The 26797-nt window shown below is 68.4% G+C and carries 30 protein-coding genes; 9 read left to right on the top strand and 21 right to left on the bottom strand.

Annotated features, from left to right (window positions below; genetic code table 11):
* Window positions 1–40: 40 nt before the first annotated feature.
* From AC5592_RS10790 to AC5592_RS10755, 8 genes are all read right to left on the bottom strand, one after another.
* Window positions 41–436: a DUF779 domain-containing protein gene (locus AC5592_RS10790; RefSeq protein ID WP_036504032.1), complete on the bottom strand. Its 396-nt coding sequence runs from the start codon at window positions 434–436 to the stop codon at window positions 41–43.
* Window positions 436–1953, bottom strand: a complete 1518-nt coding sequence (adh, locus tag AC5592_RS10785) for an aldehyde dehydrogenase (protein ID WP_063064074.1) — start codon at window positions 1951–1953, stop codon at window positions 436–438. The genes AC5592_RS10790 and adh overlap by 1 nt, the downstream gene beginning before the upstream one ends.
* 171 nt (window positions 1954–2124) lie before the next feature.
* The gene (locus tag AC5592_RS10780) at window positions 2125–3345 is read right to left on the bottom strand and encodes a sigma-54-dependent transcriptional regulator family protein (protein ID WP_198163803.1); all 1221 of its coding nucleotides are present in this window, start codon (window positions 3343–3345) and stop codon (window positions 2125–2127) included.
* 148 nt (window positions 3346–3493) lie between these two features.
* A complete protein-coding gene (locus AC5592_RS10775) occupies window positions 3494–3997 on the bottom strand; it encodes a nitroreductase family deazaflavin-dependent oxidoreductase (protein WP_063010060.1) in 504 nt (167 codons plus the stop codon).
* A gap of 6 nt (window positions 3998–4003) precedes the next feature.
* Window positions 4004–4471, bottom strand: coding sequence for a peptide-methionine (S)-S-oxide reductase MsrA (gene msrA / locus AC5592_RS10770; RefSeq protein ID WP_255535590.1), 468 nt, complete (start codon window positions 4469–4471; stop codon window positions 4004–4006).
* Between the two features lie 187 nt (window positions 4472–4658).
* The gene (locus tag AC5592_RS10765) at window positions 4659–5156 is read right to left on the bottom strand and encodes an ATP-binding protein (protein WP_157121730.1); all 498 of its coding nucleotides are present in this window, start codon (window positions 5154–5156) and stop codon (window positions 4659–4661) included.
* A gap of 99 nt (window positions 5157–5255) precedes the next feature.
* On the bottom strand, window positions 5256–6050 hold the full coding sequence (locus AC5592_RS10760) for a SigB/SigF/SigG family RNA polymerase sigma factor (RefSeq protein WP_036504133.1): 795 nt from the start codon (window positions 6048–6050) through the stop codon (window positions 5256–5258).
* Window positions 6040–6468 (bottom strand): ATP-binding protein, encoded by a 429-nt coding sequence (locus AC5592_RS10755; protein WP_036504134.1) that lies wholly within the window; start codon window positions 6466–6468, stop codon window positions 6040–6042. The genes AC5592_RS10760 and AC5592_RS10755 overlap by 11 nt, the downstream gene beginning before the upstream one ends.
* Window positions 6469–6701: 233 nt before the next feature.
* On the opposite strand from AC5592_RS10755, the gene AC5592_RS10750 reads away from it, so the two are divergent.
* The gene (locus tag AC5592_RS10750) at window positions 6702–7070 is read left to right on the top strand and encodes an STAS domain-containing protein (protein WP_036504136.1); all 369 of its coding nucleotides are present in this window, start codon (window positions 6702–6704) and stop codon (window positions 7068–7070) included.
* A gap of 36 nt (window positions 7071–7106) precedes the next feature.
* Here AC5592_RS10750 and AC5592_RS10745 read toward each other — a convergent pair whose 3' ends face one another.
* The 4 genes from AC5592_RS10745 to AC5592_RS10730 all read right to left on the bottom strand — a co-directional run bounded on the left by AC5592_RS10745 (window position 7107) and on the right by AC5592_RS10730 (window position 11041).
* Window positions 7107–7553 (bottom strand): response regulator, encoded by a 447-nt coding sequence (locus AC5592_RS10745; RefSeq protein WP_036504039.1) that lies wholly within the window; start codon window positions 7551–7553, stop codon window positions 7107–7109.
* Window positions 7550–9112 carry a sensor histidine kinase gene (locus AC5592_RS10740; protein ID WP_051024846.1) on the bottom strand — a complete coding sequence of 521 codons (1563 nt, stop codon included), beginning with the start codon at window positions 9110–9112 and terminating at the stop codon, window positions 7550–7552. The genes AC5592_RS10745 and AC5592_RS10740 overlap by 4 nt, the downstream gene beginning before the upstream one ends.
* 47 nt (window positions 9113–9159) lie before the next feature.
* Entirely contained in the window at window positions 9160–10374 is a 1215-nt protein-coding gene (locus AC5592_RS10735) for a PP2C family protein-serine/threonine phosphatase (protein WP_232329296.1), read from the bottom strand.
* 373 nt (window positions 10375–10747) lie between these two features.
* Window positions 10748–11041: a hypothetical protein gene (locus AC5592_RS10730; RefSeq protein ID WP_036504040.1), complete on the bottom strand. Its 294-nt coding sequence runs from the start codon at window positions 11039–11041 to the stop codon at window positions 10748–10750.
* 58 nt (window positions 11042–11099) lie between these two features.
* Here AC5592_RS10730 and AC5592_RS10725 point away from each other — a divergent pair, with 58 nt between their 5' ends.
* A complete protein-coding gene (locus AC5592_RS10725; protein WP_232329295.1) occupies window positions 11100–11783 on the top strand; it encodes a PAS and ANTAR domain-containing protein in 684 nt (227 codons plus the stop codon).
* 24 nt (window positions 11784–11807) lie between these two features.
* Here the strand turns inward: AC5592_RS10725 and AC5592_RS10720 are convergent, their stop codons facing one another.
* The 8 genes from AC5592_RS10720 to AC5592_RS10685 all read right to left on the bottom strand — a co-directional run bounded on the left by AC5592_RS10720 (window position 11808) and on the right by AC5592_RS10685 (window position 19983).
* Window positions 11808–12776 carry a lysophospholipid acyltransferase family protein gene (locus AC5592_RS10720; protein ID WP_232329294.1) on the bottom strand — a complete coding sequence of 323 codons (969 nt, stop codon included), beginning with the start codon at window positions 12774–12776 and terminating at the stop codon, window positions 11808–11810.
* Window positions 12773–13669 carry a GNAT family N-acetyltransferase gene (locus tag AC5592_RS10715; RefSeq protein WP_083871043.1) on the bottom strand — a complete coding sequence of 299 codons (897 nt, stop codon included), beginning with the start codon at window positions 13667–13669 and terminating at the stop codon, window positions 12773–12775. Before AC5592_RS10715 ends, AC5592_RS10720 begins: the two co-directional genes overlap by 4 nt.
* 184 nt (window positions 13670–13853) lie before the next feature.
* Complete coding sequence (locus AC5592_RS10710) at window positions 13854–14615, bottom strand: ABC transporter permease (RefSeq protein ID WP_036504043.1); 762 nt, start codon at window positions 14613–14615, stop codon at window positions 13854–13856.
* Window positions 14612–15601 (bottom strand): ABC transporter ATP-binding protein, encoded by a 990-nt coding sequence (locus AC5592_RS10705; RefSeq protein ID WP_083871015.1) that lies wholly within the window; start codon window positions 15599–15601, stop codon window positions 14612–14614. The genes AC5592_RS10710 and AC5592_RS10705 overlap by 4 nt, the downstream gene beginning before the upstream one ends.
* A 46-nt stretch (window positions 15602–15647) precedes the next feature.
* Window positions 15648–16289, bottom strand: coding sequence for a PadR family transcriptional regulator (locus AC5592_RS10700; RefSeq protein WP_051024832.1), 642 nt, complete (start codon window positions 16287–16289; stop codon window positions 15648–15650).
* 51 nt (window positions 16290–16340) lie between these two features.
* Entirely contained in the window at window positions 16341–17603 is a 1263-nt protein-coding gene (locus AC5592_RS10695; protein WP_036504044.1) for a glycosyltransferase family 4 protein, read from the bottom strand.
* Entirely contained in the window at window positions 17600–19171 is a 1572-nt protein-coding gene (locus AC5592_RS10690) for a 1,4-alpha-glucan branching protein domain-containing protein (RefSeq protein WP_063064071.1), read from the bottom strand. The genes AC5592_RS10695 and AC5592_RS10690 overlap by 4 nt, the downstream gene beginning before the upstream one ends.
* Complete coding sequence (locus AC5592_RS10685; RefSeq protein ID WP_063064070.1) at window positions 19168–19983, bottom strand: class I SAM-dependent methyltransferase; 816 nt, start codon at window positions 19981–19983, stop codon at window positions 19168–19170. The genes AC5592_RS10690 and AC5592_RS10685 overlap by 4 nt, the downstream gene beginning before the upstream one ends.
* A 210-nt stretch (window positions 19984–20193) precedes the next feature.
* On the opposite strand from AC5592_RS10685, the gene AC5592_RS10680 reads away from it, so the two are divergent.
* A complete protein-coding gene (locus tag AC5592_RS10680) occupies window positions 20194–20979 on the top strand; it encodes an electron transfer flavoprotein subunit beta/FixA family protein (RefSeq protein ID WP_036504046.1) in 786 nt (261 codons plus the stop codon).
* Between the two features lie 41 nt (window positions 20980–21020).
* On the top strand, window positions 21021–21980 hold the full coding sequence (locus AC5592_RS10675) for an electron transfer flavoprotein subunit alpha/FixB family protein (protein ID WP_036504049.1): 960 nt from the start codon (window positions 21021–21023) through the stop codon (window positions 21978–21980).
* Between the two features lie 80 nt (window positions 21981–22060).
* On the opposite strand, the gene AC5592_RS10670 is transcribed toward AC5592_RS10675, so the two are convergent.
* Window positions 22061–22468 (bottom strand): DUF1707 domain-containing protein, encoded by a 408-nt coding sequence (locus AC5592_RS10670; protein WP_051024834.1) that lies wholly within the window; start codon window positions 22466–22468, stop codon window positions 22061–22063.
* A gap of 113 nt (window positions 22469–22581) precedes the next feature.
* Between AC5592_RS10670 and AC5592_RS10665 the strand changes: the two genes are divergently transcribed.
* The 5 genes from AC5592_RS10665 (at window position 22582) to AC5592_RS10645 (ending at window position 26790) form a co-directional block, all read left to right on the top strand.
* Window positions 22582–23607 (top strand): aminoglycoside phosphotransferase family protein, encoded by a 1026-nt coding sequence (locus tag AC5592_RS10665; RefSeq protein WP_063920287.1) that lies wholly within the window; start codon window positions 22582–22584, stop codon window positions 23605–23607.
* A gap of 304 nt (window positions 23608–23911) precedes the next feature.
* Complete coding sequence (locus AC5592_RS10660) at window positions 23912–25393, top strand: ATP-binding protein (protein ID WP_232329293.1); 1482 nt, start codon at window positions 23912–23914, stop codon at window positions 25391–25393.
* On the top strand, window positions 25393–25821 hold the full coding sequence (locus AC5592_RS10655) for a roadblock/LC7 domain-containing protein (protein WP_051024835.1): 429 nt from the start codon (window positions 25393–25395) through the stop codon (window positions 25819–25821). Before AC5592_RS10660 ends, AC5592_RS10655 begins: the two co-directional genes overlap by 1 nt.
* On the top strand, window positions 25818–26168 hold the full coding sequence (locus AC5592_RS10650; RefSeq protein ID WP_036504052.1) for a DUF742 domain-containing protein: 351 nt from the start codon (window positions 25818–25820) through the stop codon (window positions 26166–26168). The genes AC5592_RS10655 and AC5592_RS10650 overlap by 4 nt, the downstream gene beginning before the upstream one ends.
* Window positions 26143–26790, top strand: coding sequence for a GTP-binding protein (locus tag AC5592_RS10645; RefSeq protein ID WP_084506538.1), 648 nt, complete (start codon window positions 26143–26145; stop codon window positions 26788–26790). The genes AC5592_RS10650 and AC5592_RS10645 overlap by 26 nt, the downstream gene beginning before the upstream one ends.
* Window positions 26791–26797: the final 7 nt, after the last annotated feature.

Here is a 26797-nt window from a genome sequence, read left to right as displayed (position 1 = left end):
CCGTGTGGGCCCAACGGATCCGCCTCGCCGGCGGCATTCGTCAACTCACCGCGTCCGCCCCGGTGAGCGGCGGCGGTCCGGACTCGAGTTCGGCCACTTCGGCGTCGGTGAGCAGCCGAGACCGGATCAGGAACCGCACCCCCTCGGGGGCTTCGAGCGAGAATCCGCTCCCCCGCCCGGGCACCACGTCGACGGTCAGATAGGTGTGCTTCCAGTACTCGTACTGATCGGCGCTCATCCAGAACGGGGTATCGGCGCCGACCCGGCCGAGCAGCACATCCGAGGCGCCCACCCGGAATTCCCCGCGCGGGAAGCACATCGGCGCGCTGCCGTCACAACACCCGCCGGACTGATGGAACATCACCGGCCCGTGCTGACGAATCAGATTGTCCAGCAACGTCTGCGCGGCCTCGGTCAGGTCGACGCGGGTACCCATCAGAAGAAGCCGAGTTTGTTCGGCGAGTAACTCACCAGCAGGTTCTTGATCTGCTGGTAGTGATCGAGCATCATGCGGTGGTTCTCGCGGCCGATACCGGACTTCTTGTAGCCGCCGAAGGCCGCATGCGCCGGGTAGGCGTGGTAGCAGTTGGTCCACACCCGGCCGGCCTTGATGCCGCGGCCCAGGCGGTAGGCGGTGTTGCCGTCGCGGCTCCACACGCCCGCGCCGAGCCCGTAGAGGGTGTCGTTGGCGATCGCGAGCGCCTCCTCGGTCGAATCGAAGGTGGTCACCGCGACGACCGGGCCGAAGATCTCCTCCTGGAACACCCGCATGTCATTGGTGCCCTTGAGCACCGTCGGCTCGACGTAGAAGCCGTTCGGCAAGCCGTCGACCTTGCGCTGGCTGCCGCCGGTGAGCACCTCGGCGCCCTCTTTGCGGCCGATGTCGATGTAGGACAGGATCTTTTCGTACTGGTCGTTGCTGGCCTGCGCGCCGATCATGGTCTCGCTGTCGAGCGGATTGCCGCTGACGATCGCCTTGGTCCGCTCCAGGCAGCGCGCCATGAACTCGTCGTAGATGGAGGAGTGGATCAGCGCGCGCGACGGGCAGGTGCACACCTCCCCCTGGTTCAGCGCGAACATCACGAAGCCCTCGACCGCCTTGTCCAGGAACGCGTCGTCGGCGGCCATCACATCGGGCAGGAAGATGTTGGGGCTCTTGCCGCCCAGCTCGAGGGTGACCGGGATGATGTTCTCGCTGGCGTACTGCATGATCAGCCGCCCGGTGGTCGTCTCACCGGTGAACGCCACCTTCGCCACCCGCGGGCTCGACGCCAGCGGCTTACCGGTCTCGACGCCGAAACCGTTGACCACGTTGAGAACTCCCGGCGGAAGCAGATCGGCGATCAGCTCGACCACCTTCATGATGGAGGCCGGGGTCTGCTCGGCGGGCTTGAGCACCACCGCGTTTCCCGCGGCCAGCGCCGGCGCCAGCTTCCAGGTCGCCATCAGGATCGGGAAGTTCCACGGGATGATCTGACCGACCACACCCAGCGGCTCGTGGAAGTGGTAGGCGATGGTGTCGGCATCGATCTCGCTGACGCCGCCCTCCTGGGCGCGGATGGCGCCGGCGAAGTAGCGGAAGTGGTCCACGGCCAGCGGCAGGTCGGCGGCCAGGGTTTCGCGCACCGGCTTGCCGTTGTCCCAGGTTTCGGCCACGGCCAGCTGGTCGAGATTCGCCTCGATCCGGTCGGCGATCTTGTTCAGGATGTTGGCGCGGTCGGCGGCCGAGGTCGCACCCCACGCGTCGGCGGCGCCGTGCGCGGCATCCAACGCCGATTCCACGTCGGCGGCCGAGGATCGGGCCACCTCGCAAAAGGTTTCCCCGTCGACCGGGGACGGATTCTCGAAGTATCTGCCCTCGACCGGTGCCGTCCATTCGCCACCGATGAAGTTGTCGTAGCGGTCGGCGTAGGAGACGATGCTGCCTTCGGCGCCGGGCTTGGCGTAGATCATGACGGGTGCTCCTCGATGAGTCACGAAGGGTCGCATCACGACAGGGCTCGCCGTGATGTGGACCACTATGAGCCGCGAGGGTTGGCACAAGGTTGAATGCGGCGGGCGCGTCGCGATCAGCTTCGCAGCGCCGGTCAGCTCGCAGTGTCCGATCAGCTCCGCAGTGACCGATCAGCTCCGCAGTGCGCTGTGCAGACGCGCGGCGGCCACCGCGCGGCGCGCGTCGCGGGCGGGTAGCAGCCGCAGCGCGTGTTCGTGGATCGCGATGTCACCGGGCGCTTTCGCGCCGTAGTCCAGGGCGTATTCGGCCTCGCCGGCCGACAGGACCGCGGTGCGGATGCCCACCTCGAGGTGTTCGCGCCATTCGACGATGCCCGGTGTCTGCGATCCCGGCAGCAGCGGGCCGCGATACAGCCGCACGGCAGTGGCGGTGTCTCCGGCGGCCAGGGCGGCGAGCATTTCGGTCGCATCGCAGGAGACCGGTGTGGTCAGCCGATAGACCCGATTACTGATATCGCCGCCGGTGGCGCGGCGCAGATGCGAGACGTCGGCCTTGAGCGTGCTGGAACCGGTGGGCCGGTCGCCGTAGACGGCCAGCTGCAACCGTTCCGGCGTGTAGCCGTCGGGTTCGAGGGCCAGCAAAGTGAGGATTTCGAGCAACCGCCGGCGCAGTCGCAGCGGCCGCCCACCCCTGGTGAGTGCGGCGGCGCCGAGACATTCCAATCGCACCCCGGCGGCCGTATTCGCCACGCCGCCTTGTAGTTTCGCTTCCACGGCCGCGGTCAGCGACAACACCGTCGACATGGCCAGCGGATGCGAGCGATCCCAGGTGGTGGACAGATCCAGCACGCCGAGTTGCCGGCCGTCGGCCGCGCGGATCGGCGCGCAGTAGCAGACCCAGCCGTGCAGCGCCTCGACCAGATGTTCGGCGGAGAACACACTGCTGGGGCGGCCGGTGTGCAATGCCAGCGACAGCGCGTTGGTGCCCATGTGGTTCTCGTCCCAGCGACCGCCGGGGGTGAAGCCGACCCGCTCGGCACGCCGTCGCATCACCTGACCACCGTCGGACCACAGAATGGTTCCCGCTTCGTCGGTGACGGCGGCGACGAATCCGGCGTCGTGGGTGATGCTGTGCAGCTGATCGGAGAGTTCGGCGATGGGAGCGCGCAGTGGCGAATCGGCCCATTTCGACGCGACGTCCCCGGCTACCGCGGGCGCGCAGTCGGTGGCGGGGTCGACGAACGCTCGGGATCGCACCCAGGACTGTGCCACATCGGACCGGGGCTGCGCCGCATCGGTTTCGGGCGCCTCGCGCTCCGGCACCCAGCGCGCCCATTGCCGTTCCAGTGCCGCACGTCGCCGCAGCAGAGCACTGTCCTGTCCTGATCGCATCCGCATCTCACCCGTCGCCGCTCGGTCCGCACCGTGCGTTCCGGCGGTGCCTGGGGCCGGGCCGCACATCGTCGGCTCGGCCCCCATTGTCCAGCAGGCCGGCTCGCCGCGGGAGCGAAACCGGCCGGTGCGCACCGTCGAACTCGGCTCAGATGGGCGTCAATTCGAACAGCCGGAACCGGCGCGTGCCCGCCAGACGCTGTTCCATGGTGTATCCGGGCCAATAGGCCACCGCGCGAGCCCAGGCGTCCTCGCGCTCGGATCCGCTCAGGTGCCGGACCCGCACCTTGATTCGCCTACCGCCACTGTGGATTTCGGCGTCGGAGGCGGCGGCCAGATTCGCCGACCAGGACGGATGTTCCGGCCGCCCCCAGTTGGACCCGATCAGCAGATACCGCTCGGGCCCGTCCGGTACGTACAACAGCGACACCGTCCGCGGCAAGCCGGATTTACGTCCGCGCACCGTCAACTCCATCGACGGCAGGCCCGCCAGGTCGAGCACGCCGTGCCGGCCGCCGGTGAGCCGGCGGATGACGCGTTCCAGCACGATGACGACCGGGCCGGTACGCATCACCCACGGGATGCGCGCGATCGCGCGTCCCAGGGCCGAGAGCGGATTGCCGATACGTGAGCGACGAGTGCGGTCCGACATGCCGGCCTACTGCGGGGTCGCGGCGCGCTTGGGCAGCTTCCAGCCCGGCCGGGGGAAGTGGCAGGTGTAGCCGTTCGGATAACGCTGCAGGTAGTCCTGGTGCTCCGGCTCGGCCTCCCAGAAATCGGACGCCGGGGTCACCTCGGTGACCACCTTGCCCGGCCACAGCCCGGAGGCGTCCACATCGGCGATCGTGTCCAGCGCGACCGCCTTCTGCTCGTCGTCGAGGTAGAAGATCGCGGACCGATAGCTGCTGCCGACATCGTTGCCCTGGCGATCCTTCGTCGACGGATCGTGGATCTGGAAGAAGAACTCGAGCAGGGCCCGGTAATCGGTGCGCGCGGGGTCGTAGACGATCTCCACGGCCTCGGCATGCCCGGGATGGTTGCGGTAGGTGGGGTGATCGTTGCGCCCGCCGGTGTATCCGACGCGCGTGGAAATCACACCCGGCTGCTTGCGGATCAGCTCCTCCATACCCCAGAAGCATCCGCCTGCCAGAATCGCCGTGCGCGTATCGGTCACGCTTCCTCCTTCGAATCGGGTCCCCGCCCCAAGTCTCGCACCGGTACAACCCCGGTGGGGGCCCGAAAAATCCCGCCGCGGCACGCGCCTCGCCCGCCTGCTGCCTACCGCATACCCGCTCCCCGCGCGGATTAACGGACTACCCCCGGTCGTGTCCCGCGGTCGACTCGGAACCCGTTGGCGCCGAGACGATTTCGGTCCGCATCACCACACGGGTGCCGTCGGCGCCGGTGGTGATCTCGACATCGCGCACGAGGGCCCGCATGATCGACAGTCCCCGCCCGCGCACAGGATCCGGAACCTCGGGACGGGGTTCCCAGCTGCCGTGGTCGACGATGGTCAGGTACAGGTCCGGCCCGCTGATCTCCGCACGCAGCCCCACCATGCCGGCACCCTCGCGGTAACCGTGCTCCACGGCATTCGTGCACGCCTCGTCCACCGCCAGCAACAGATCGTAGATCTGTTCCGAGCCGATTCCCCCGCGCTCGAGCCAGGCCCGCAGATCGTGACGCACCTCGGCGATCCGGTCGGCCTGCGACGGGAAATTCGCCTCGAAGGGGGCCACCCGTAGCGGGTGCGGCTCGCGCAGCGCGGGCCCTGGGGCGGGGTCGCCCGGGGGATCTGGAAATCCGCTCATGTCCTCATTCCGATCGCAACCGATGATCTCCACTCGATGATCTCCTCGGCATCCGCGATACCCCCTTTCCCGCGCGCCATGCGGCGCCGTCGGCCTACCTCAGTCGCGCAGCGCCTTCTCGCGCAGCTGTTTGAGCGTTCTGGTCAGGATCCGCGACACCTGCATCTGCGAACACCCGAGTTCCCGCGCGATCTGTTCCTGCGTCATTCCGCCGAAGAAACGCATGGTCAGCACGTACCGCTCCTTCTCCGGCAGCGCATCGATGAGCGGCTTCACCGTCAGAGTGTCGTCGATCGCGCCGAAAGTCGGATCCACGTCGCCCAGCGTGTCGAGGATCGCATTCCCGCGGCTGTCGTCCTCCGAGGTCGGCGTGTCCAGCGATTGGGTCTGGTAGGCGTTGCGGGCGATCAGCGCCTGCGTCACCTCGCCCAGGTCGGCGTCCATCTCCTCGGCGATCTCCCGCGCCCGCGGCATCCGGCCCAGCTGTTGCGACAACGTCTCCACGGTCGGTCCCAGCGCGGTCTGGATCTCCTTGATCCGCCGGGGCACGCGCAGGGCCCAGGTGTGATCGCGGAAGTGGCGGCGCACCTCGCCCATCACCGTCGGCACCGCGAAGGCGAGGAACGGCGACCCCTGCGTGGGATCGAACCGGTCGACGGCCGCGACCAGGCCGACCCGGGCGATCTGCAGGAGATCCTCGAAGTTCTCGCCGCGCCCGCTGAACTTGCGCGCGATGTGCTCGGCCAGCGGCAGACACCGGTTGATGATTCGTTCGCGCAGCCGGTCGTGTTCCGGATCGTCCTCGGGGAGGGCGGCGAGCTCGACGAACAGCGGCGCGACGTCGTCGTAGCCGTCGGGATGGCGCGTGGTGCCCGAACCGTTCTCAGTCGACATCGGTTCCGCCACGTGCCCAGCGGAACTCGACGACGGTCGGGTGCCCGCCCACGGATGCGTCGTAGTCCGAACTCTCGGTCTTCACCCACTGGGTCAGCGTCGAGACGATATGCCAGCCGAAGCTGTTGGTGTCCGGGCCGCCCGCGGTCGTGGTGACAGCGGATACGCGCACGTCCATGGTGGTATCGGTCGCGCTGAATGTGCAATCGATCACCGACTCGGCGGCCGCGTCCACGATCAGCGCGCTGACCACCTCGTCGACGGCCAGACGGATATCGGTGGCCTCGTCGATACCGAAATCCGCGACCAGAGCGACGGTTTCGGTCAACGCCCGGACCATCATCAATTGCGCCGCATCGGCCGGTACCTGGAATCCGACCGCAGTGGTCCCCGCGTCCGGGGACACTTTCTCGACCATGCCCATTCGTTGCTCCCAAATATCGTGCCGCGAAACGATTTCACAGCGTACGCGAGCGCCCGCCCGACGCCCGCCGATCGCGGTGCAGGCCCCCGTTCCGATCGCGCCGAAACGGGTATGTTGGTCAGCGGCGAATCGTCGCCACGCCGCGGACAGCGGCGCAGATCGGAATACGCCGGAGGTATCGAAGTGGCGAAATGCGGTACGAATCGCCTCGCGCTGGGATCGGCGCGATGAGCGGCGAACGGGTGTCGCCGCTGCTGCGCGTCGAGCAGCGCACGGAAGGTTCGGCCGTGGTCGTGACCGTGGCCGGTGAGGTGGACATGAACTCCGCGCCGGAGCTGCAATCGGCCCTCGACCAGGCGTTGCAGGACGAGCCCACCGCCGTGGTGCTGGACATGACCGAGGTCGGTTTCCTCGGGTCGGCCGGGCTGAGTGTGCTGCTCGCCAGTTCCCAGTCCACCGCGACGGGGAGCCTGCGGGTGGTCGCGTCGCCCGCGGTGCGGCGCCCGATCGAGGTGACCTCGCTGGACGCGTTGCTGCGGCTGTTCCCGACCGTCGCGGACGCGCTGGCCGCGCCGGAGCAGACCACCTCGGCCTGATCCGGCGCCCGTCCGGCGCGTTTCTCGCCGTCGGCTTCATCGCTGACGTGGCAACCGGACGACCTGAACGAAGAATTCGTCGATGTGCTTGATCGCGGCGATGAATTGATCCAGGTCGACCGGTTTGGTCACATAGGCGTTGGCGTGCAGCCGATAACTGCGCAGAATGTCCTCTTCGGCCGCCGAGGTGGTGAGCACCACCACCGGAATATGGCTGAGGTCGGGATCGGATTTGATCTTTTCCAGAACTTGGCGGCCGTCGTATTTCGGCAGGTTCAGATCGAGCAGAATCAGATCGGGCCGCGGCGCCTGCGCGAATTCCCCCTGCCGGTAGAGGAAGTCGAGCGCCTCCTGGCCGTCGCGGGCGACGTGCAGCGTATTGCCGATCTTGTTGTCCTCGAACGCCTCCCGCGTCATCAGCTCGTCGCCGGGGTCGTCCTCCACGAGCAGGATGTCGATGGGCTGGCTCACCGGTGCGGTCATGCGTCGGCTCCTTCGGATACGGGTTCGATCAGTGCGGGGGCGGCGGCCTCGGTCGCCAGGGTGAAGCGGAACCGGGCGCCGCCGGTGTACTCGGTGTCGATCCACAGGTCCCCGCCGTGGTATTCGACGATCTTCTTGCACAGCGCCAGGCCGATCCCGGTGCCGCCGTAGTCCTCCCGATTGTGCAGGCGCTGGAAGATCACGAAGACCTTGTCCGCAAATTCCGGCGCGATGCCGATCCCGTTGTCGGACACCGAGAATCGCCATTCGTCGGGCTCATCGCCCGGCTCGCACTCGATGCGCACCACCGGCGCGGTGCCGGGGGTGCGGAATTTCACGGCATTGCCGATGAGGTTCTGCCACAACATGGTGAGCAGGGTCGGCTGGCCCGCGACCTCGGGCATCCGCTCCGGACGCTCGATCACCGCGCCGGATTCCTCGATCGCGCCGGACAGGTTGTCCAATGCCGAATCCAGGGCGCCGTCCAGTGCCACCATCTCGTTGCCCTCGATCACCCGGCCCACGCGCGAGAAGGTCAGCAGATCGTTGATCAGCCGCTGCATCCGCTTGGCGCCGTCGACGGCGTAGTCGATGTACTGTTTGGCCCGCTCGTCGAGCTGATCGCCGTAGCGTTTCTCCAGCAGCTGACAGAACGCGGCGACCTTGCGCAGCGGTTCCTGCAGGTCGTGGGAGGCGACGTAGGCGAACTGCTCCAGTTCGGCATTGGAGCGGCGCAGCTGCACCGTCTGGCGATCCAGATCGTCGGCCTGCCGCGCGAGCAGGTCCTCCTGTGCGCGCGAGGACCCCAGTTCGGAGACGATGCGCACGCGCATCTCCTCCACCGCCTCGGCGACGGTCGCCAGGTCGGCCGGTCCGTGCGCCTCGATGTGATGATCGAATTCGCCTGCCGAAACCCGCCGGGACGCCTCGGTGAGCTCGTCGAGCGGCCGGGCGACCAGCCGCCGGATCAGCACGGTCAGCGCCAGGCCGGTGAGCAGGATGAGGACGACCACCGCGATCAGCACACCGTCGCGCAGGGAACGCGCGTTGTCGAGGTCATGGCGGTCCTGGGCGATCGCGGCCGCCGAGTCCGCGTTCTGCGTGGCGAACTTCGCGCGGATCTCGTCGAACAGGGCCTTGCCCCGCGTGACCATGGCGGCGGATTCGGCCGGCGACACCTTGCCCGCCGCCGCGATCATCGGCTGCACGTATTCGGTACGCCAGCGCTGAGCGGCAGCCTCGACGGCGTCCAGATCGCCGAGCAGCGTGGTGTGGCCGGCGGCCACCTCACGCAAGCGCCCCGCGGCGGCGGCCTCGTCGGTGACGCCCCGGTTGTAGGGCTGCAGGAACTGCTCGTCGGCCGAGATGGCGTAGCCGCGCAGGCCGGTTTCCTGGTTGATCAGGGCGGCCTGGAGCCGATAGGCCTCGGTCGCGGCGGGCTGGGCGCGATCGAGCAGCCGGTCTTCGATGGAGTCGGTGCGGGAGATCATCTGCGCGGCGGCGATCGCACCGGCGATCACCACCACGAGCATCAGGGCGAGGACCAGCTGAAACCACATCTGTGCGGTGAGCCGGCCGACGATCCCCTCACGGTGTCGGACGTCGTTCACCGGACCCACTCACCCCCGTGCCAGCGCAGATAGACGATCGCCAGATCGTCGTCGAGTCCTCCGGCCGGGGCGGCCGCGGATTCGACCTGACCCAGCAATTCATCGAGATAGCGTGCGGGCTGTTCGACCGACACGCCCTTAGCCATCGCCAGCAGGCCGTCCTCACCGAGCCAGTTACCCGTGCCGGTGCGCACCTCGAACAGGCCGTCGGTGAACAGCACCAACCCGGTACCGGCGGGAACGGTCACCTCGGTGACCGGCCAGTCCGCGCGCCCCGGCATGAAGCCCAGGGCCGGTCCGCCCGGCACCTCCAGCCATTCGGTACCGGTCGGCGAATGGACGAGCATGCCGGGGTGACCGGCCCGGATCACCTCGACCGCGCCTCGACCCGGCGGGGCGTAGAGCGTAGTGAGCGTGGCGAACGTCTGCGGGCCGGTGCGCTCGGCGACCAGCACCTCCTCCAGCAGTTGCAGCTGGCGAGGTCCGGTGATTCCGCTGAATACCAGTGTGCGCCAAGCCAATCGCAGGCCCACGCCGATCGCGGCCTCGTCCGGGCCATGGCCGGCCACATCGCCGATCAGCGCGTGCACCGTACCGTCGTCCTCCTGGACGACGTCGTAGAAATCGCCGCCGAGCAGCGAATGCGCGCGACCGGGGCGATACCGCGAGACCACATCGACTATCGGCGCACCGCGCAACAGCGGCTTGGGGAGCAGCCCGCGTTCCAGGCGCGCGTTCTCCTGGGCGCGCATGGTGCTCGCGCGCAGGGCCGCGGTGGTGCGCTCGGCCTGTTTGCGCTGGATCGCATACCGCACAGCCCGGCCGAACCACTCCGGCTCGACCCGGCCCTTCACCAGATAGTCCTGCGCGCCGGCCGCCATCGCGGCCAGCCCGGTCTGTTCCTCGTCCAGACCGGTCATCACCACGACCGCGACCTGATCGGTGTATTCCCGCAACCGCGCGAGCGCGTCCAGGCCATGGGAATCGGGCAGATTCAGATCGAGCAGCACGCAGTCGGGCAGGCCCGCGGCCAGCCACGCGCCCGCTTCGGCGAGCGAGCGCACATGTTCCAGGCGCACGCCGGGCGCCCCGTCGGCGACGAGTTCCTCGACCAGCAGGGCATCACCCGGGTCGTCTTCGACCAGCAGGATCGTCTGCCCGAGCGGCGACCCGGTACCCAGCGGCGTGACGCCGTCGAGGGGTGGCCGCACGGTGGAGCCGCTGCTCTCGTCTCGAACGGATGCGGAATTCGGACCCTCGGACGAGTGGCCCGCGGAACGGCTGGATACATCGCGAAACCGCGGGGTCTGTTCCGTCACCGCGACCGTGTGGGGGCGCGGAGCGCCGTCGATGCGACGAATGCGCACGGTGTCGGCCCGCAGCGCAACGGCTACATCGGACCGCGACGAGGGAACAGCAACCGTGCCTGGGACGGCACGCTTCGACAATGCTGCCTCCGATCAAACGAAGTGGCGGCCCGAGCGCACGCCGACTTGCTCAGCGGCCCGTTTTTCGACCGTGAGGCTTGCCGATCCTATCGGACCCCGCCCGAACACGCTGCGCGCACCGGGGGGCAGGCCACGATCAGGACGTCGCGTCGGCACCGGCACGAGGCCGGAGAAGAGGCTGATGTACAACAGTTTTCGCGACGAGAGGCGCCGCCCCGCGCAGGGCGGCAGCGGTGCGCCGAACGCGCAATTTCGCCGTCCATACCGCGACCACCGCCGCATGCACCGCGATGACGATCAGTGATACCGAGCCGATCACCATGAGCAACGCAACCACGACTGTCCCGGTCCTCTCGAGTTGGATGTCCTGTGTACCGACGACAAGATGCCCCGAAACCCTCATATCAAACAGATAACGCGCGCGGGGCACGTCACATCCCTCCCGACCTGGTGTAACACTCGACCACAACACAGCGGATACTGTGAGGGTGAGTACGGAACAGTCGCCGCGCATCGCGCCGCTCGCCCCCTTGACGAGCGCGCTCGGCACACAGCCCTGCGATCATGTCGGCTGGTTCCGATTCTGGTTCGACGATCAACGCTGGGAATGGTCGGACGAAGCGGCGCAGATGTACGGATATCCGAGCGCCGACACCGAACCCACCACCGAACTGCTCATGTCGCACAAACACCCGGACGACCGGGAGGAACTGGCGGCCAGCATCGCGGTCTCGGTGAAAACCGGCGAGCCGATCTGCGGTCAGCACCGCATCGTCGACACCGGCGGCGACACCCACGAGATCATCGTCGTCGGCGAACAGCTCACCGGCGACGACGGCACGGTGGTCGGGGCCAGCGGATATTTCGTCGACGTCACCGAGACCATCGCCGAGGAGCGCAACGATGCCCTCTCGGAGGTGCTACCCGAGGTGATCGAGTCGCGCGCGGTGATCGAACAGGCCAAAGGTGCGCTGACGCTGGCCTACGGCATCAGCCCCGAACAGGCGTTCCGCGTGCTGAGCTGGCGTTCCCAGGAGACCAACACCAAGCTGCGGGATCTGGCCGCGCAGTTCGTGCACGAGTTCCGCCGGCTCAACGGCGAGAACACCGCCCTGCGCAGTCGCGTCGACCACATCGTCCTGACCGCCCACCGCCTCATCCCGCACGACTGAGCGCCGGTCGATCTCTCGGTGCGGTCAGGAGACCGCGTCGGTGACGACGATCTCGCGGGTCGGGCCGGTGCCGATGGCCGTCGCGTGGGCGTCGATGCGCACTTCGGTGCGGCCGCGGATGGCGCGATCGCAGCGCTCGGCCAGGTCGTGGCGGTCACTGCCCGGTTCCTCGACCGGCAGCAGGACGAGTTCGGCGACGACGCCCTTGGCGCGCAGGACGCGGCGGGCCGAGTCGAGGAAGGTATCGACGCCGACGAAGCCGGGGACCGTCGACGTCTCGCCGGTGTGGTCCAGATAGCGCAGCCGGATCGGCTGCACCGGCGTGGCGGTGTCGACCGCGGCCTGGAACAGGGCGGGGCGTAGCCGGCCGTGGGCCCGGCCACACCAGGTGGTGCCCTCGGGGAACATGGCGACCCGCTCCCCCGCCGCCAGCCGCGCCGACATCGCCGCGATCACCTCGGGCAACTGCCGCAACCGCTCCCGATCGATCGGGATCACGCGCATGAGCCGGGCCAGCTGCCCCAGCACCGGCCACGACACCAGATCACCGCGGGCCACGAAGCCCATCGGCGAGACCGCCGCCAACGCCAGCACGTCGGCCCATCCGACGTGCCCGGCCACTACCAGCAGACCGCGTCCGGAATCCGCCGTAGCGCCACCGCGTTCGTCGACGATCCGCAATCCGATTCCGCAGCAACGCAATGCCGCCCGTGCATACCGCCGATGCAGCCCCGTCCGGCGGGCGGGCGGAGTCGCCACGTTGACCACGGGAAACGCCACCAGCAACCCCACCACGCCCAGCAGCCGCACCGCACTTCGCACCGCACCCGCGGTGTCCGGCGCCGCCACACAGCCGGCCCCACACGGACTCGCGGGCATCCACGCGTGGACCGCCGGCGCATCGGCCGCTGTCGCCGCGGCTCGTTCACTGGATGTGGACGTGGCGGGTTCGAGAACAGCCGCGTCGCTTCGCAAATCCGTTGTCTCGGTCATCGTGTTCCTCCGCCGGTATCGCGGGCCCGCGCGGCATCGGCTTCCGATGCGCGGGCGTCTGTGCCTTCCGCCGCACGAGCGTCCATGGCTCCCGCGGCGCTCTGCAGCCGTTCCAGGTAGCGGGTGTTGATGGTTTCCAAGCCGAGGAGGGCGACGAAATCCGCGACGCCGAAATCCGGGTCATGGGCCGGTTCACCGCAGATCTCGGCGCCCAGGCGCAGATAACCGCGCAGCAGCGGGGGAAGTTTCGGCCGGGCCGGGGCGGCCAGTTCGTCGAGGCCGCGGCCGTCGACCACGACCGGGCGGTAGGGGCGCACGCGGCGAGCCGGATCGCCGGCGTGCTTGCTCAGCAACAGATCCCGGACCGCGGCCACGTTGGCCCCGGGCGGATCGGCGGGGGTGTCGCGCATCGGCACCGAGACGCAGCCCATCACCCAGTCGTAGCCGGTGAGCTGGATGTAGTGCAGGATTCCGGCCCACATCAGCGTCAGCACCGAGCCGTTGCGATGGTCCGGAACCACACAGGCGCGGCCCATTTCGACGATCCGGCGCCCCTCGGGATCCATGGCGCTCAGATCGAATTCGGTCGCCGTGTAGTAGCCGCCGGCCGCGCGCACCTTGTCCGGCGGCAGCATCCGATAGCAGCCGACGAAGTCGCCGGATGCCTCGTCGCGGACCAGCAGATGGTCGCAGTGCTCGTCGAACCGGTCGGCGTCCAGGCCCTCGGCACTGAAGGGAATGTCGAATCCGGGTTCGCCGGCGAACACCCGGTAGCGCAGCCGCTGCGCGGCGCGGCGATGGTCGAGATCGGAGGACACAACCAGGGAGTACTGTGGCGCCGCCACCCCTGGGCCTGTCGTGCGGGTCGGGTTCAGCACGGACGTTGGCGTCATGGTGTCGATGAAGCCAGTCCGATTCGGCGAGGCGGCGACGTTCGAGTGTCGAGCGAATGCCAGTCCGGTGAACGAGATCCCCGTCACACCGAACGTTCACTGCGTCGTTCCCCCGAGTTGGCCCACGCGCGGCGAAACCGCCGCGCCGGAGCACCGGCGCGGCGGCAGTGAGCAGAGTAGCGGTTCAGGCGTTCTCGCGGGCGAAGCTGCGAGCGCCGACCACCATCAGCGCGACGGCGACCGCCACCGTCAGGCCGGTACCGAGATAGACCTCGGTCACCCCGAAGTCACCGCGGAACAGCGCCCGCGCGGCCTCGACGGTGTGCTGGAACGGATTGATGTCGGCGACGATCCGCAGCCAGTGCGGCGCCAGACTCATCGGCAGCAGGATGCCCGACAGCAGCATCAGCGGCACCGAGACACTGTTCAGCACCGATGCCAGGGTGTCCTCCGAACGCGCCCACAGCGCCAGCGCATAGGACCCCGAGGCCAGCCCGGCCGCCATCACCGAGATCAGCAGCACCGAGGCGATCAGCCCGAAAACGTTGGGGCGCAAGGAGAATGCCCCCATCGCGACCGCGACCAGGACCAGCGCCTGCACGATCAGCACGACCATATCCTTGAGCACCCTGCCCACCAGCAGCGCGCCCCGATTGGCCGGGGTGACGCGCTGGCGTTCGATCACGCCGGCCCGCAGTTCCTGCACCATCGCGAACCCCGCGAACATGGACCCGAACAGCCCGACCTGAATCACCAGTGCCGGCGTCAGCACCTTCCAGGGGTCGGTATCGGCGCCCAGCGCGGGTGCGATCGCCTTCACCAGCGGACCGAACAGCACCAGGTACAGCACGGGCTGACTCAATCCGATGATCACCCACACCGGATTGCGCAGCTGGGTGCGCAGTTGCGACCAGAACACCAGTCCGGTCTCCCGCGGAAAGCTCATTTTTCCTCCCGCAGCGAACGCCCGGTGACGGTGAGGAACACGTCGTCGAGGCTCGGTCGTTTCACGGTCAGCGCACCGGGCACGATGCCGTGCTCGTCCAGTGCGCGCAGCAGCGGCACCACGGCGGCATCGCCGCGCGCCACCGTCAGATGCACCAGTCCGTCGGCACGCAGTTTCGAGCGCAACTCCAGCACCGAATCGGCGATCTCGATCGCGAGATCCGCTTGCGCGTCGGCGATGTCGAGGCTGATCACATCGCCGGAGATCCGCTGTTTCAGCTCGTCCGGCGTACCGGAGGCGACGATGCCGCCGTGATCCATGACCAGGATCCGGTCGCACAGCGCGTCGGCTTCCTCCAGGTAGTGCGTGGTGAGCACGATCGTCGTGCCCTCGGACCGCAACCGCCGCACGTGGTCCCAGAGGTTCGCGCGGCTCTGCGGGTCCAGTCCGGTGGTCGGCTCGTCCAGGTAGACCAGCCGCGGCCGATGCACCAGGCCGAGTGCGATATCGACCCGGCGGCGCTGCCCGCCGGACAGTTCGCGGCAGCGGCGACGGCCGAGTCCGTCGAGTTCCAGCGTCCGCAGCAGATGTTCGGCACTCGCCGCCGCCTCGGCCTTGCTCAGGCCGAAAAGCCTTGCCTGCAGGACCAATTGGTCGATCACCAGTTCTTCGTCGTTGGTCATGCCGCCCTGGGCGACGTACCCGATGCGAGCGCGCACCTCGCGCGGGGCCCGGCGCAGATCGGCGTCGGCGATCTGCGCCTCGCCCGCGGTCGGCGCGAGCAGCGTCGCGATCATCCGCAGGGTGGTGGTCTTACCGGCGCCGTTGGGACCCAGTAACCCCACGATCTCGCCTTCGCGGACCTCGAAGTCCAAGCCGTTCACGGCCTGCACCGGTCCTGTTTTCGTCGTGAAGGTCCGTGCCAGCCCCCGCACTCGGATCGCCGAGGTGCGGGTTCGGTCACGAACGGTAACCATCGTTTCCATACCGCTCACGGTAGGAAGGACGGCTCAAATAGTCAAGCTTTACTATTCAGTCTTGATCAACTGCGGCTCCGACGTCGCCCTGCGGATGCTCGAAGAGGGTGTACGGTGCCGACGCCCAGACATCCAGCTCGCCGTTCTCGATGCGCTGCAAGGTTTTTCGCGACCACTCCAGGTCCGCGCGGGTATGGGCGGCGGCCAGCGCCACGGCGTCGGCCACGTGATACGGCTCGGTTTCGGTCGGATCGCCGCTGCCGGACAGGATCCGCTGCTCTTCCCGCTCGAAGTAGCCCAGATCGGCCTCGAACTTCAGGATGCGGCTGCGCAACGCCGCGATCACATCGCCGCGCGGCGCGAACGGGAACAACGCCACCGCGGCGTGATACGGATGTTTCGGCTGCTCGGCCGACCACAGACCCTCCCGGATCAGATCGGCGAGCACCTTCTCCCCCTCCGACGTCAGCCGATACGAGGTCCGTTCCGGTCGCGCGCCGTCCTGGCCCACGCCCTCGACGGCGATGAGCCCGTCGCGCTGCAGGGTGTTCAGCGCACCGTAGACCGAGCCGGGTTTGACGTTGGCCCACTCGTCGGCATGCCAGGACAGCAGCTCACGCCGCACGTCGTAACCGTGCACGGGTTGCAGCAGCCGCACCAGGGCCAGCACCAGCAGTCGAGTCGTCGGAACAGCCATACCGAAAATTCTGCCCTCGCCGCCCGGCGGCTGCCGCCGCGACCCGGCCGATCACAACGGGTTGTTCGGATCCCGTTCCGGCAGTGGACGTTCGGTGATCACCGGGCGGCCCAGCGGATTGCGGACCCGGCGCTTGGCGGCCTGATAGACCTGAATGGTCTCCGCCGCCACCACATCCCAGGCGAAATCGGCGGTCAGCCGATCGTGGGCCGCGTAGGCGCGCTGCTGGGCCGCGATCGGATCGTCGAGGACGGCCGTCACCGCCTCGACCAGTCCGGTCACATCCGCCGGTTCGAACGAGGCCCCGGTGACGCCGTCGATCACCAGCTCACCGAGCCCGCCCGCGGTGGAGGTCACCAGCGGCGTTCCGGCCGCCGCGGCCTCCAGGGCGACGATGCCGAAGGGCTCGTAGCGACTGGGCAGCACGATCGCGTCGGCGCCGTGCAGCCAGCCCAGCAGTTCCGCGTGGTCCAGGCGCCCGGCGAAATTCACCGCCCGCGCTACCCGGTGTACCCGTGCGCGCTCGCGCAACCATTCGAACTGCGTGCCCACACCCGCGATGGTCAGCGTGGCGCCCGGATGCGCGCGCCGGATCCGCGGCAGCGCGGCGATGGCGTCCTGGACGCCCTTCTCGTATTCGAGGCGGCCCACGTACAGCAGTCGCGGCGGGCCCGACCGCGGCGCCCGATCGCGAAATGTCCAGGCCCCCACGTCGATTCCGTTGCGGATCACCGTCACCGGCACCAGTTCGGGACCGTAGAGTTTTTCCACCTCGTCCTGCATCGAGGCCGAACAGGTGATGAGGGCGTCGGATTCGCGAGCCAGCCACCATTCGACCGAATGGACCTGCTTGTTGACCCGGCCCGAAACCCAGCCGCTGTGCCGGCCCGCCTCGGTGGCGTGGATGGTGGAGACCAGCGGCACGTCGTAGTACTCGGCCAGGGCGATCGCCGAATGCGCGACCAGCCAGTCGTGGGCGTGCACCACATCCGGCGTCCAGCCCTCGGCGATACCCGGTTTGCTCAGCGCGATACCGGCGCGGACCATCGCGTGCCCCATGGCCAGGGTCCAGGCGAGCATGTCCTCGCCGAAGTCGAAGGCGGGCGGATCCTCGGCGACCGCGACCACCAGCACCCGTTCCTCGATGAAGGTGTGCGTGGGATGGGTCGTGGCGTCGGTGCCCATCGGCCGGCGCGCCAGAACGACGACCTCGTGACCGGCGGCCGCCAGTTCGACGGCCAGATGATGGACGTGCCGGCCGAGCCCACCGACAACTACCGGTGGGTACTCCCACGACACCATCAAGATCTTCATGCCGGTCCTTCTGTTGCTCCCGCCGAGCGGTGACCGACTGCGGGGATGTCCGTACCGCGTGCGTCGAGTCGTCGCGCGTCGAGAGCGGGGAAGAATCCGTCGGCCGCGTACCATCCTGCCGCCAACTGCCGTGCTTTGGCGAGTTGGCCCGCGGTGACGCCCGCGGCGATCTCGCGGACGGCGTGCGCGTGCTGATGCGCGCGATCGCGGGCGTATCCGGCCGCCGAGTCCTTGCTGACCATGAACGCCCAGTCGCTGGACACCGCCAGAATCGCCTCGCGCAGCAACTGATCGGCGACCGGATCCCGCAGACCGTCGGACTGCGCGGCCATCTTGTCCAGCGTGTCCAGGGCCGCGCGCACGATCTCGGCATTGAGGTCGACCAGGTCGCGGACCTGATCGCCGGCCCACACCCGCCAGTCCTTCCCCGACCCCCACGACGAATCGGCCAGCTCGACCGGTGCGCCGACGAATCCGTCCGCCCGGGCATCGGCCAGGGTGCCGACGGTGACGCCGGCCTCGGGCAGGGCGCGCAGCACCTGTTCCAGCCACTGCGGCCCCTCGTGCCACCAGTGGCCGAACAGTTCGGTGTCGAAGGCCGCCACCACCAGCGCCGGCCGGCCGATCCGCTCGGATTCGGTGATCAGCCGCTCGCGCACGGTCGCCACGAAATCGGCGACATCGCGTTCGATCGCCGCCGCGGCGGCCGCGGGATCATAGGGCGCCTTGTCCGGACCGGCGACCTGCTTGCCGGTGACGCGCGCCGGCTTGAGGCCGGTCTCGTGGTCGTAGTGGTGGAAGTCGCGGTAGTGGGCCTGGCCCGGATAGCCCGATTTCGGCGACCACACCCGATAGCTGACCTGCAGATCCCGTCCGAACGCGACCACATCGCTGTCCCACACGGGCCGGCCGAGGGTGGTGTCGCCGCGCAGCGCCGGACCGTCGACCATGAAATGCGTCACACCCGCCGCGGCATAGCCCTGTTCCATCCCCGGAGTGAAGCCACATTCCGGCGCCCAGATCCCCGCCGGGGTGTGTCCCCAGCGATGCCGCGCATCGGCCAGACCTTCGCGCAACTGGAAGTCGCGCAGGCGTGAATCGAGCAGCGGCTGGAACGGATGCGCCAGCGGACCGCCCAGCAGCTCGATCGCCTCGGCATCGATCAGTTCCCGCCACACCGGCGAGCCGCCGTGCCGCCACCGCTGCTCGAAGTCGGCGAGCGCCTCGACGGCCAGTGCGTGTTCGTAGCCGCCCAGTTCGCGCTTGCCGGCCATCGATGCCTCGTCGGCACGCATCTGCCAGTTCCCCAGCCAGTGGTGCATGGCCGCGAGTGCGTGCGGATCGTCGAGCTGCGCGGCCAGCACCGGCGTGATGCCGAAGCTGATCAGGTGCGAACGTCCTTCCGCGGCAAGGGTTCTCAATACCCGGGCAACGGGCAGATAGGACGCCGCCCACGATTGATACAGCCATTCCTCACCCACCGGCCAGCGGCCGTGGTGCACCAGCCAGGGCAGATGGGAATGCAGGACCAGGCTGAACCGGCCCGGCACCGCCCGCGAATCGCTCACGGCTTCACCGCGATGGCGACCAGATCGAGGCTGGCATCGATATCCGGATCCCACGCCGGGACGACCGGCCCGGGCGCCGGGCGCAGCTCGAAATCGTCGGTGCGCACCCCGGCCACCGCCGCGGTGAGTTCGGCGGGCCAGGGCTCACCGGCCAGCGCCCGTTCGATCTGCGCGTCGATGAACGAGCCGCCCCACTGTTCGTCTAGGGCGACCAGCGCCGGGCCGTGGTGGACACCGGCCATCACGTCGACGCGGAATCCGGCCTGCTCCAGCAGTTCCGCGAGTTCGGCGGCGTTCAGCTCGCGAGTGTGGAAGGGGTTCAACGGCGTATCGCGCCCGGGCGAGAAGGTGATCCGGTTCGGCGTGCTGATCAGCAGCTGCCCGCCGGGACGCAGCACCCGCAGGCATTCACGCAGGAATTGTCCCTGATCCCAGAGATGTTCGATGACCTGGAAGTTCACCACCACATCGACCGAGGCGTCGTCGAGCGGCAGTTCGGCGAGATTGCCCTGGATCATCTCGACCCGGGGATAGGCCGCGCGCACGTGTTCCACCGCGCTGGTGTCGTAGTCCAGCCCGATCACCCGGGTGGCGACGTCGGCGATCATGTTCGCGCCGTAGCCCTCGCCGGAACCCGCCTCCAGAACCGTTGCCCCGCCGCAGCGTTCGAGCAGGCGCGCGTAGACGATCTCGTGTCGGCGGAACCAGTAGTTCTCCTCCGCGATACCCGGCACGGTCCGTTCGCCGGTCAGTGGCAGCGACTCCACCCCGGCAGACTCCCCGCTCACCGGGGAGACGACAGCCTCACTCATTGGATCGACGTTAGCGGTTGCCTGTATCACACCGGCGCCCGGACCGGCCATGGAGAACATCACACCCTAAGTTACCCGTGAGTAACTTAATGTAGGGTAATCTCCCGGACGGAGCTTTAGATGTGACGGAGCTTTTCATGTGGACGTACGGCCACCCGATCGTGCGACCCCACCTCACGTGCCACCAGAACAGGAGGTCGACGAAGACCAATGCCGAACATCGTCGTACTGATCAAGCAGGTTCCCGACACCTGGTCCGAGCGCAAGCTCAGCGATGGTGACTACACCCTCGACCGGGAGGCCGCCGACGCGATCCTGGACGAGATCAACGAGCGTGCCGTCGAAGAGGCTCTGCTGATCAAGGAAGCCCAGGGCGGCGAGGTCACCGTTCTCGCCATGGGTCCCGAGCGTGCCACCGAGGCCATCCGCAAGGCGCTGTCCATGGGTGCCGACAAGGCCATCCACGTCAAGGACGACGCCATCCACGGCTCCGACGCCGTGCAGACCGCGTGGGTGCTCGCCGGTGCGCTGGGCCAGATCGAAGGCATCGAGCTCGTCATCGCCGGTAACGAGGCCACCGACGGCCGCGCCGGCGCCGTGCCGGCCATCATCGCCGAGTACCTGGGCATCCCGCAGCTCACCCACCTGCGCAAGCTGACCGTCGACGGCGACAAGATCTCCGGCGAGCGCGAGACCGACGAGGGCGTGTTCAAGCTCGAGGCGAACCTGCCCGCCATCGTCTCGGTCACCGAGAAGATCAACGAACCCCGCTTCCCCTCCTTCAAGGGCATCATGGCCGCGAAGAAGAAGGAAGTGCAGACGTTCACGCTGGCCGACCTGGGCATCGACCCGTCGACCGTCGGCGTGGGCAATGCCGGCACCGCAGTCTCCGGTGTCACCCCGAAGCCGCCGCGCACCGCGGGCGAGAAGGTCGTCGACGAGGGCGAGGGCGGCAACCAGGTCGCGCAGTACCTCATCGGCCAGAAGGTCATCTGAGCCCACCGAGCGCAATCACCACAGACTTCAGGAGAAGCAACATGGCAGAAGTACTCGTGCTCGTCGAGCACGCCGAAGGTGCCCCCAAGAAGGTCACCACCGAACTCCTCACCGCCGCCCGCACGCTGGGCACCCCGGCCGCGGTCGTGCTGGGTGCGCCCGGTACCGCCGACAAGCTGGCCGACGCGCTGACCTCGGCCGGTGCCGAGAAGATCTACGTCGCCGAGTCCGACGACGTCGAGGGCTTCCTGGTCACCCCGAAGGTCGACGTGCTGGCCGGTCTGGTCGAGTCGGCGTCGCCGGCCGCCGTGCTGGTCGCCGCGTCCGCCGAGGGCAAGGAGGTGTCGGGTCGCCTGGCCGCCCGCATCGGCTCGGGCCTGCTGGTCGACGTCATCGACGTCAAGTCCGACGGCACCGCCGTGCACTCGATCTTCGGTGGCGCGTTCACCGTGGACGCCAAGGCCACCGGCGACGTGCCGGTGATCTCGGTGCGCCCGGGCGCGATCGAGGCGGCCCCGCAGGCCGGCGCCGGCGAGAAGGTGACCGTCGAGGTTCCGGCTCAGGAAGAGGGCGTCACCAAGGTGACCTCCCGCGAGCCCGTCGCCGGTGGCGACCGTCCGGAACTCACCGAGGCCACCATCGTGGTCTCCGGTGGTCGCGGCGTCGGCAGCGAGGACAACTTCCACAAGGTCGTCGAGCCGTTGGCCGACGCGCTGGGTGCCGCGGTCGGCGCCTCGCGTGCCGCCGTCGACTCGGGCTACTACCCGGGCCAGTTCCAGGTCGGCCAGACCGGTAAGACCGTGTCGCCGCAGCTGTATGTGGCGCTTGGCATTTCGGGCGCGATCCAGCACCGCGCCGGCATGCAGACCTCGAAGACCATCGTCGCCGTCAACAAGGACGAAGAGGCGCCGATCTTCGAGATCAGCGACTACGGCATCGTGGGCGACCTGTTCAACGTCGCGCCGCAGCTGACCGAGGCGGTCAAGACCCACAAGGGCTGATCGAGACCCCTGCAGGGAGTACGGCTCGCCGAATCGGTACCTCGCGGTATCGGTTCGGCGAGCCGTCTGCGTTCACGGATTCAGTCCGGCGGACGCGGCGTCCGGTTCCCGCCGACGGTGATGCCGATGACGGTCGGTATGCACAGCGCGAGCCCCCACGGCACCTCGACCCAGAACGGCCAGAAGTATCCGGCGCCGGTGGCCAGCCAGATCACGACGCACAGGATGTTGACGAAGACCCACGGCGTCCACATGATCAGCACCCAGGGCGGTACCCGCCCGGCCCCGGCGGCGCCCGGCCGCTCCCGCACCGCCGGCAGATCCGACAGGATCGGCGACAACTCCCCGTAGGTGCGCGCGGCATAGACCTGCTGGACCCGGTCGTCGAATTCGGCGAGATTCAATCGCCCCTCGTTCATCGCCGAGCGCAATCGCTCGACGATCTCCTCCCGGTCCGCGTCCGAGGCCCGCACGTGCTCGTTTCCCACGGGCCAAGCCTAGAGGCGACCCTCGCCACGCGCCGGGGAACATCATCCGGAACCCTTACGGGCAGGCGGTAATCCGCTTGCGCTCCCCCGCCGCGCTCGGCAAGGCTGAGGCGGTGCCGACTCCGACCGGACCGCCGATCACGCTCCCACCCGAGGTCGTCGAGACCGTGAGCACGGTCTTCGGCGCGCGCGGACGGACCTGGCTCGCCGAACTTCCCGAGCGCGTCGAGACCCTGTGCGCGCTCTGGCAACTGACGCCGCTCGGCTCCGCGTTCGCCGGTGGCACCCATTCCTGTGCGGCTCCCGTCCGCCGCGCCGACGATTCGGTGGCGGTGCTGAAGATTCCGGTGGTCGACGAGGAGAACGTGGGCGAGGCGGCCGGACTGTACTGCTACGACGGCGACGGAGCGGTCCGCCTGTACGACTACGACCCCGGCAGCGGCGCCCTGCTGCTCGAGTGGGCGCGGCCGGGTACGCCACTGCTGGCACAGCCCGGATTCCCCAGTCTGGAAGGTTTGCCGGAACACGCGGACAAGGTCGATCGGGCCTGCCGCTTGTATCGGCATCTGCGCCGCCCTCCGGTCGCGCTTCCCGACGGCTATCCGGACATTCCCAGCGTTTCCGCCGTGATCGCCGACTGGACGGTCCGCTTCGAACAGCCGAAACCCGAACTGGTCCACGCCGTTCCGTCCACCCTCCTGGACGCCGCGACGGCTCACTGCGACGAACTGTCCCGGCCGCGGGAACCGCTGGTCGTCGTCAATCGCGATACCCACCTGGGCAATATCGTTGCCGCCGAACGGGAGCCGTGGCTGCTGATCGATCCGAAACCGTATCTCGGCGAGGCCGCATTCGACGTCGGCTTCCTGATCATGATTCGGATTCAGCGCTTGCCGACCGCCGAGCACGCGAAACGAATGGTCACCGCCACGGCGGCGGCCACCGGCGTCGACCCCGGACGAGCTTGGCGCTGGGCGTTTCTGCGGGCAATGGAGGAAATATCCTGGGCCGTCGATGATCACGCTCCCGAAGACCTGCGGTTACACCTCGCCGTCGCCACCGCACTGCACGCCGTCGCGGCGTCTTTCGAGGTGAATCGAGGCCCGGTGAACCCGCCGAGTCCGAAACACCGGCGATGAACATATTCCCTACCGAGCCGTAGATAACGAATCGGTCGCTGCCACCCGGAATTGCTGCTATCTTTGCTGTCGTCGGGTGCTGGGGCCGATCGGGATCCTCCACCGGTAGGTCGATGGTGAATTCGCCTGTCCGGTAAGCGCTTCGAGGTCCCATTCAGGTTAGGTGCAGTATCATCCTGCCTGCCGCGTTCCCGCCGTCCGACCTGAGTGTTATCCCGGCCGCGTCGTTCGCGGTCGTCGAGTAGGGAAGGACGAAGCGGCCGGAAATCCGGCACCGAGGGAACTGATGAATCAAGCTACCGCCGTGACTCTTTCGTGGATCCTCGCCGCAATTCTGATACTGACGATCGCGGGAGCTCTGTATGCCGCGTATTACGCGTCGCAGCAGCGCGCCCGCGCCCGCAGTGCCGAGGCGGAATTGCGCGCCCACGAGGACGAGCTCGAACATTTCACGAGCACCACAATGGGTTTGGTGGCCGACTCGGTGCGCCGCGCCGAATCGACGGTCGAATTGCCCGCCATCGACCGCGGCGGTTCTCGCTTCGCCCAGCTGCTGCAGCGGCTGACCGAGCGTTACGCCGACGACCTGCACCGAGTGGCCGCCGAAACCCATGAACGCACCAGCCATGAGCTGGAATACGAGAAGCAGCAGGCGATCTCCGCCACCGAGGCCAGTATCCGCGAACAGGTCGAGAACGCCTCCCGCGAGGCGACCAGCGCCGCGGTGCGCGCGTTCGGTACCTCCGTGGTCAGCCTGGGCGCCGACGTCGGCCAGGTGGTGAGCGCCGCGCTGCGCCAGCACCGCGGTGACGACGTCTACGAGACGCTGATCCGCATCGACCACAGCGTCCAGCAGATGATCCGCCAGGCGCAGTCGTACGTGATCGTCTGCGGTGGTCTGCCCGGCCGCCGCTGGCCGCAGCAGTCGCTGACCGACATCGTCGGCGGCGCGATCGGCCGCGTCCGCGACTTCACCCGGATCCGGCCGCAGCAGCTCGACCGCGTGATCATCAGCCGTGCGGTCGAACCGCTGGTGCACACGCTGGCCACGCTGCTGGACAACGCGCTGCGGTACTCGCCGCCGACCTCGTTCGTGGACGTCACCTTCCAGGAGGGCCACCACGGCCTGACGGTGATCATCGACGACGCCGGTGTGCGGATGAACCCCGAACAGATGGAAGAGGCCCGCCAGGTCCTCGCCGGCGAGCGCACCGTCGACATCCATCAGCTGGGCCCGACCCCGCGGGTGGGTTTCCCGGGCATCGCCGCGCTGGCCCGCCGCTACGGCTTCACCGTGTACATCGACGGCCCCAATATCTACGGTGGTATGCGCGCGATGGTCTACGTACCCGAGGGACTGCTGGCCGCCCGGCCCGACAACCTCGAAAGCGTCACAGCTCCACCGATTTCCACACCGATCGAGGTCGCCGCGGCACCCGCCGCGGTCGCGAGCGGCAATGCTGCCCCCGCACCGGTGAGCCCCGCCCCGGTGAGCCTCGCCCCGGCGCCGGCCGCCCCGGTCGCCGAGGCCGAACCGTTGCCGGCCGCGGACCCGACACCGACCGGTCAGTCGTCCACGGTGCACGAGATCACGCCGGGCGGGCTGCCGCGCCGGCGGCGGCGCAGCGTGGCGTTGCCCGCCTCCGCCCGCGGGCCCCGCACCGATACCGGACAGCCGCATACCGATACGGGTCTGCCCCGCGTCGATATCGCCGAAGCCTGGCAGACCGGTTCCACCAGCGGACGTGCAGCCGCACATGACAACTCCGAAGGGATGACATCCTGATGGCCACACCCGGCACCACTGTGACCGACGGCGACAACAAGCTGTCGTGGATGCTCGAGGATCTGACCGTTCCCGGCGTCCGATTCGCCGTACTACTGTCCGAAGACGGCCTGCGCATCGCCCACGTCGGCGCCATCTCCCTCGACGACGCCGAACGCTTCGCCGCTGCGGCCTCGGGCCTCAGATCCCTGGGCAAGGCCCTCAGCGAATTCTGTGGCCCCGCGAATACGGTGCGGCAGAACATGACCGAGTACGACGAGGGCATGATCTTCATCACCGCAGCCGGTGAGGGCGCCCTGATCGGCGTCTCGACCATGCCCGACGTCGACGTCAGCATGGTCGCGCACCGGATGAACGAACTCGCCGTCAGAGTCGGCCGCGAACTCGGCAGCCTGCCCCGCCACAGGCCCGGTAGCGATCGGGCATGAGCAAGCACCGGCGCGATCCCGACCTGGTCCGTGCCTACGTACGCACGGGCGGACGTACCCGTGCGAGTCGTTCGGTCGACCTGGTGACACTTGTTGTGGCAGCACAGGATCCGACGCCCGGTGCCAGTCCGGACGCGCGCCGGGTTTTGAACGTCTGTAGTCGGCACGCTGCACTGTCGCTCGCCGAGGTGGCCGCATATCTCGACCTGCCGCCCTCGGTAGTGAAGATCGTGGTATCGGACCTGCTCGACAGCGGCCATCTGGTCAACCCGACCCCGGCGGACTATGTGCCGGAGGTCGCCCTGCTCGAGGAGGTACTGAATGGGCTCCGCGCTCTCGCCGTCTGAGCGCCCGACTGCCCTGTCCGAACGACCCGCCGCTGTGACCGACCGCACGGTCGACTATGTGCCGGAAACGGTCACGCGCTCGGTGAAGCTATTGGTAGCAGGCAATTTCGGCGTCGGTAAGACCACGTTCGTCAGCAGCGTCTCGGAGATCCGTCCGCTGCGCACGGAAGAGACCATTACCGAGGCCAGCGTCGGTATCGACGATATGGCCGGACTCCCGGGCAAGCAGACCACCACGGTGGCCATGGATTTCGGGCGCATCACGCTCAATCCGCAACTGGCGCTGTATCTGTTCGGTACGCCGGGGCAGCGCCGATTCCTGCCGTTGTGGGAGGAGCTGGCCAACGGCGCACTCGGTGCGCTGGTGCTGGTCGACACCCGCCGCATCGACAAGGCGGACGAGGTGCTGTCCATCCTCGAGGAACGCGGCGTGCCGTATTCCGTGGCCATCAACGAGTTCGACGGTGCGCATCGCTTCCCGCTCAGCGAGATCCGCGATGCGCTCGATCTGGAACCGGGCACCCCGCTCACCGCGCTGGACGCCCGTGACCGCGGCACCTGCCTGCGCTCGCTGATCACGCTGGTGGAATTCCTGTTCCACTGGCTCGAACCGCGATCCTGAACGTTTC

Source organism: Nocardia violaceofusca NBRC 14427 (assembly GCF_963869435.1).
In the GTDB taxonomy this organism is placed as follows: Bacteria; Actinomycetota; Actinomycetes; order Mycobacteriales; family Mycobacteriaceae; genus Nocardia; species Nocardia aobensis.
This window is presented reverse-complemented; position numbering and strand designations above follow the sequence as displayed.

Coding starts and splice junctions, on each gene's coding strand:
- AC5592_RS10780 (WP_198163803.1), bottom strand. CDS start 3,345: ATGCGATCAGGACAGGACAGTGCTCTGCTGCGGCGACGTGCGGCACTG.
- AC5592_RS10755 (WP_036504134.1), bottom strand. CDS start 6,468: ATGGTCGAGAAAGTGTCCCCGGACGCGGGGACCACTGCGGTCGGATTC.
- AC5592_RS10685 (WP_063064070.1), bottom strand. CDS start 19,983: ATGAGTGAGGCTGTCGTCTCCCCGGTGAGCGGGGAGTCTGCCGGGGTG.
- AC5592_RS10680 (WP_036504046.1), top strand. CDS start 20,194: ATGCCGAACATCGTCGTACTGATCAAGCAGGTTCCCGACACCTGGTCC.
- AC5592_RS10745 (WP_036504039.1), bottom strand. CDS start 7,553: ATGACCGCACCGGTGAGCCAGCCCATCGACATCCTGCTCGTGGAGGAC.
- AC5592_RS10700 (WP_051024832.1), bottom strand. CDS start 16,289: ATGGCTGTTCCGACGACTCGACTGCTGGTGCTGGCCCTGGTGCGGCTG.
- AC5592_RS10715 (WP_083871043.1), bottom strand. CDS start 13,669: ATGACGCCAACGTCCGTGCTGAACCCGACCCGCACGACAGGCCCAGGG.
- AC5592_RS10705 (WP_083871015.1), bottom strand. CDS start 15,601: ATGGAAACGATGGTTACCGTTCGTGACCGAACCCGCACCTCGGCGATC.
- AC5592_RS10720 (WP_232329294.1), bottom strand. CDS start 12,776: ATGACCGAGACAACGGATTTGCGAAGCGACGCGGCTGTTCTCGAACCC.
- AC5592_RS10675 (WP_036504049.1), top strand. CDS start 21,021: ATGGCAGAAGTACTCGTGCTCGTCGAGCACGCCGAAGGTGCCCCCAAG.
- AC5592_RS10765 (WP_157121730.1), bottom strand. CDS start 5,156: ATGAGCGGATTTCCAGATCCCCCGGGCGACCCCGCCCCAGGGCCCGCG.
- AC5592_RS10645 (WP_084506538.1), top strand. CDS start 26,143: ATGGGCTCCGCGCTCTCGCCGTCTGAGCGCCCGACTGCCCTGTCCGAA.
- AC5592_RS10740 (WP_051024846.1), bottom strand. CDS start 9,112: ATGTGGTTTCAGCTGGTCCTCGCCCTGATGCTCGTGGTGGTGATCGCC.
- adh (WP_063064074.1), bottom strand. CDS start 1,953: ATGATCTACGCCAAGCCCGGCGCCGAAGGCAGCATCGTCTCCTACGCC.
- AC5592_RS10790 (WP_036504032.1), bottom strand. CDS start 436: ATGGGTACCCGCGTCGACCTGACCGAGGCCGCGCAGACGTTGCTGGAC.
- AC5592_RS10750 (WP_036504136.1), top strand. CDS start 6,702: ATGAGCGGCGAACGGGTGTCGCCGCTGCTGCGCGTCGAGCAGCGCACG.
- AC5592_RS10760 (WP_036504133.1), bottom strand. CDS start 6,050: ATGTCGACTGAGAACGGTTCGGGCACCACGCGCCATCCCGACGGCTAC.
- AC5592_RS10650 (WP_036504052.1), top strand. CDS start 25,818: ATGAGCAAGCACCGGCGCGATCCCGACCTGGTCCGTGCCTACGTACGC.
- AC5592_RS10695 (WP_036504044.1), bottom strand. CDS start 17,603: ATGAAGATCTTGATGGTGTCGTGGGAGTACCCACCGGTAGTTGTCGGT.
- AC5592_RS10655 (WP_051024835.1), top strand. CDS start 25,393: ATGGCCACACCCGGCACCACTGTGACCGACGGCGACAACAAGCTGTCG.
- msrA (WP_255535590.1), bottom strand. CDS start 4,471: ATGGAGGAGCTGATCCGCAAGCAGCCGGGTGTGATTTCCACGCGCGTC.
- AC5592_RS10775 (WP_063010060.1), bottom strand. CDS start 3,997: ATGTCGGACCGCACTCGTCGCTCACGTATCGGCAATCCGCTCTCGGCC.
- AC5592_RS10710 (WP_036504043.1), bottom strand. CDS start 14,615: ATGAGCTTTCCGCGGGAGACCGGACTGGTGTTCTGGTCGCAACTGCGC.